The organism is Ruegeria sp. AD6, from assembly GCF_056542325.1.
The window spans coordinates 1-3,129 of sequence record NZ_JBQFZQ010000025.1; the positions used below are offsets into that span (position 1 = coordinate 1).

Annotated in this window: 3 protein-coding genes; all 3 read right to left on the reverse strand. The window is 61.6% G+C overall.

Translation table 11 applies throughout. From position 1 onward, the window contains the following. A partial coding sequence (gene tcuB, locus ACR0KJ_RS19340; RefSeq protein ID WP_480627451.1) for a tricarballylate utilization 4Fe-4S protein TcuB occupies nt 1-1,052 on the reverse strand: 1,052 nt, incomplete at its 3' end. Next, nucleotides 1,042-2,436, reverse strand: coding sequence for an FAD-dependent tricarballylate dehydrogenase TcuA (gene tcuA / locus ACR0KJ_RS19345; protein ID WP_170456873.1), 1,395 nt, complete (start codon nt 2,434-2,436; stop codon nt 1,042-1,044). The genes tcuB and tcuA, both read right to left, overlap by 11 nt. Before the next feature lie 11 nt (nt 2,437-2,447). Beyond that, on the reverse strand, nt 2,448-3,128 hold the full coding sequence (locus ACR0KJ_RS19350) for a GntR family transcriptional regulator (protein ID WP_480627452.1): 681 nt from the start codon (nt 3,126-3,128) through the stop codon (nt 2,448-2,450). Between the last annotated feature and the right edge of the window lies 1 nt (nt 3,129).

Below are 3,129 nucleotides of genomic sequence, written 5' to 3' on the forward strand. Positions count from 1 at the left end.
CGTTGTGCATCCCGGACCAGCGCCGCAAGCCGATAGAAGCCGTGTGCCATTTTTGTGTAGGGCGTCAGCAGGAAGAAGGTCAGGACCGATCCGAGGTGGATGGCCAGCAGTGCGGGCATCAGAGGCGTTGACCCGAGGGCATAGAGAACCAGCCCGCTGAGGCCCACAAACCCGAGCAACAGGATGAAGCCGATATCCCCACCCCAGGCCGACGGATCGCCGAGGTCTCGGTCTGACTTTTGCTTGAGCAGCGCCATCGCACCACATCCCACCGTCAGCAGCAGCCCCCCGGAAATCCCGAACAGTTTCGGCAACGACCAGAACCCGTAAGGCGCGTGCATTCCGAAGACATAGTGCATGATCGTCGCCACCGAGGTCGACGCAAAGCACAGCAGGAAGCCATACATGATGGCGTGGTGGATGTGGCGTCGGCCCTGACTGAACCGGTCTTCGTCCTCGAAGTTGCAGCCCTCGCCATGGCCTGCGGCCAGATCCTGCATCTTGCCCGCACGTTTGAGCGCAACCGTCAGATCAGACATCTGGATCGGTTTGCCGCCAACCTCGGTCCAATAGCGCCTCAGGCTGAAGGCGATGCTGAACAGAGGCAGCAGGAATGCAGGCGCAAAGATCGCGACCATCGCGTTGTGGGACAGGACGGCATAAAACCCTTCGCCTCCGCTGGAACCGATGGCGCGGGTCGCCCAGAACAACAGGGCAAATCCGACCACAAGCGCCAGGGCGATGGCCCCGCCATGGGTGTGGAACCGTCGTGCCAGCGGCTGCGGCCATGCCAAGCTTTCCCAACTGTCGCGCCGCACTTCGGCCAGCGCCTTGGGCAGGTTCAGGTCAAACGCGTGCGGGGCGGTGTACTGGCAGGCGTAGTAACAGCCCCGGCAGTTATGGCACAGGTTGGCCAATTGCGTGATGTCCCCATCCGAGAACGCGCGTTCCGCATGAAGCGACGGGAAGACCGAGCAATAGCCCTCGCAATAGCGGCAGGCGTTGCAGATCTCGGCCTGGCGGCGGGCTTCCTGAATAAGATCAGTTTGCATAAGCGGCGGCCTCTCGTCCTGCGATGCGTCCAAAGACAGTTCCGATGGTCATGCCAAAGCCCGCCAGATAGCCTTGCCCAAGGATGGACCCGGCCATCGTTTCCCCGGCCGCCCACAGGTTTTTGATCTTGCCGCTGGGCGTCGAGCACTGGGCCGTCTCGTCAACCTTCAACCCAAGATAGGTAAAGGTCACGCCGGTCCGCAGCGAGTAGCCATAAAACGGCGGTTCGGTAATTGGGCGCGCCCAGTTGGTCTTGGGCGGGATCAGGCCCGAGGTCGCCACCCCGTCCAGTTCGGTCGGATGAAACCCGCTGATGTCGCCGCAAGCGGCGTTGAATGCGCTGACGGTTGCTTTCAGTTTGTCCGCAGGCAGGTCCATCATCCCGGCCAATTCGTCCAACGTGTTCGCCTTTAGCGGCGGGAACACGGACGGCATGAACAGGTTCCGCGACTTGGCGTCGATGATGGCATATCCCACCTGATCCGGCTGCGCCGCCACCAAACGGCCCCAGATCGCATAGCGCTTGGGCCAGACGTCTTCGCCCTCGTCATAGAACCGCTCGGCATGTTTGTTCACGACGATGGAAAACGGCACGCAGTCCAGACGGGTGACGATGCCGCCGTCGAATTTCGGCGCGCGCCCGTCAATGGCAACGGCATGGCATTGGGTCGGGTCGCCGACGCTTTCTACGCCTTGATCCAGCAGATCAGACAGGACCACGCCTCGGTTGTACGGCGTTCCCCGGATCAGAAAGTTCTTCGCAGGCTCACCCCAGGCGCGGGTGAGCCAATCGGTGTCTGCCTGAAAGCCGCCGGAGGCAACGATGACCGCCTTGGGCGCGATGCGATGAGACTGGCCTTCATAGGTGTAATCGACCCACTCGATCTGGTCGCTGTTCAGTTCCAGATGCGTCACAGCGGCCTCATACAGCACATCTACACCCAAACCTGCCGCCGTCCGGTAATAGGCATTCACCAGAGATTTGCCGCCCCCCATGAAAAACGCATTGGTCCGTGCCAATGACAATGTGCCGGAAAGCGAAGGCTGAAACCGGACCCCGTGTTCTTGCATCCACGGCAGGCATTCCTCGGAGGTGCGGATCGCGAGGCGGGCAAGATGTTCATCGGTTTTGCCGCCGGTGACTTTCAGCAGATCCGAGAGGTATTCGTCTTCGCCATACATCTCGACGAGCGGGCCCAACGGGCCCGAATGCATACAGCGAAAGTTGCGCGTATGGCGGGAGTTTCCGCCGCGATAAGGTTTTGGCGCCGTCTCAAGGATCAGAACGCGCGCGCCTGCCTCAGCCGCAGTCATCGCGGCGCAGAGGGCTGCGTTCCCACCGCCAATCACAGCGATATCGTAAGCTTCCTTTGGGGTGGCCATATCCTGTCTACCTACTGGCTTTCGTCGATTGAGCGGTCGCGGTCCTGCAACGCGCGGATGCGCATCCGCTGTGCAGCCTGAATATGCGCGCGCATCTCTGTCTCGGCCGCTGCGCCATCGCTGGCCTTCAAAGCCGTCATGATGCGCCGATGCTCGGCCACTGCGGCCTCGGCGCGGTCGCTATCCAGCAATTGCGAGGGCCCCAGGATCAACAGCGCCTTTTGCAAGGACAACATGGATTTTGCCAGAAACCGGTTCTTGGCCGCATCCAGCAGGGTCGCGTGAAAGATCTTGTTGATTTGGGCTGCATCGGGGCCAGTACCCGCCTCGGCCAACCGGTCGTTCAAAAGGTCCAGCTCATCCAGTTCGACATCCGATGCCGCGCGGGCTGCCAGACGGGCCGCTGTCCCTTCAAGCACCGCGCGCATCTCATAGAGTTCCATGACCTCGGCGTAATCCAGACTGCGCACGGTGGCACCTTGCCGTGGCACATGCGTGACCAGCCCGTCGGCCTCCAACTGCCTTATCGCCTCGCGTACCGGGGTACGGCTGACGCCCAACCGTTCCGAGAGCTCAATCTCACGCAGCCGGTCGCCGGGCAGAAGAGTGCCCTCGCGAATCTCGTCCAGCAGGCGCTGATACGCAGAATTGCCTTGTGGACCAGGTTGTAACGGGGCGTCATGAAGGGTCATC

What these genes read in the sequence shown, in the direction of transcription:
- ACR0KJ_RS19350 (WP_480627452.1), bottom strand. Translation starts at nt 3,128, where the DNA reads ATGACCCTTCATGACGCCCCGTTACAACCTGGTCCACAAGGCAATTCT.
- tcuA (WP_170456873.1), bottom strand. Translation starts at nt 2,436, where the DNA reads ATGGCCACCCCAAAGGAAGCTTACGATATCGCTGTGATTGGCGGTGGG.